Here is a 763-nt window from a genome sequence, read left to right as displayed (position 1 = left end):
ATAGCGAACACTACGACTACTCGGCCAATCCGGAATTGCGCGCGGCGGATGGCGCGGTGCTGCGATGCACCCTGACCTGGCCCGCTCGGCAAGCGCCTGCAGGCTATTGCGAGAGGGATGAAGGGACGCGTATCGCTGTCCGCTTTGAGTAAGCGAATCGGCAATCACGAAAAATCCAAAGGAGAACTGACGTGAAGGAAATCAAGGCATTCATCCGCCAGCACCGCATCGCCAACGTGCTTCAGACGCTGCGCGACCTGAAGGCTGCCGACATCAGCTATCACAACATCACGGTCTCCCAGGTGCAGCGGCCCTTGGCGAGTGAGGACCCAGCGCAGCAGCACTACTCCCTGGATCTTGCCGAAGCCGTCGTCTCCGAATACAAACTGGACCTCGTATGTACTGATGAAGTGGCCGACGAGCTGATTGGCGCCATCACGACAGCGGCGCATACGGGTCTGCCAGACGCCGGCTGGATCTTTGTGAGCGAGGTGACGAAGGCAATTGAAATTCGCTGAAAGCCTGTCCAACTTGCAGCTTTCCGAAGCTTCACCCTCAAGCCGGACGTATGATGGCCAGATGGAAATTATGATAACGATCGGGGCAACGGCCACTGGCCACAGTTTACGACTCGCGCTGGGGCCGCTCGGCCACTTGGTCGGCTGCCTGCCAATTGGCTACACCGGTGGCGCGAACGTCAGCGCCTTCGCGCCGATGGCCATCCCTCCCGACCTGAAACGGCTGCTGCAGGACCGCGACCAAT

At 59.8% G+C, this 763-nt stretch carries 2 protein-coding genes; both read left to right on the top strand.

What is annotated here, in order from left to right; all coding sequences use genetic code 11:
• Positions 1–191 precede the first annotated feature (191 nt).
• Entirely contained in the window at positions 192–518 is a 327-nt protein-coding gene (locus E4Q08_RS23545; RefSeq protein WP_169072195.1) for a P-II family nitrogen regulator, read from the top strand.
• The coding region (locus tag E4Q08_RS23540; RefSeq protein WP_248595131.1) for a DUF3703 domain-containing protein at positions 505–763 on the top strand (259 nt) is incomplete at its 3' end. The genes E4Q08_RS23545 and E4Q08_RS23540, both read left to right, overlap by 14 nt.

Source organism: Candidatus Accumulibacter contiguus, from assembly GCF_012940005.1.
Lineage (GTDB): Bacteria > Pseudomonadota > Gammaproteobacteria > Burkholderiales > Rhodocyclaceae > Accumulibacter > Accumulibacter contiguus.
Note: the sequence above shows the minus strand (reverse complement) of the source record. Positions and strands in the feature narration are given on the sequence as shown.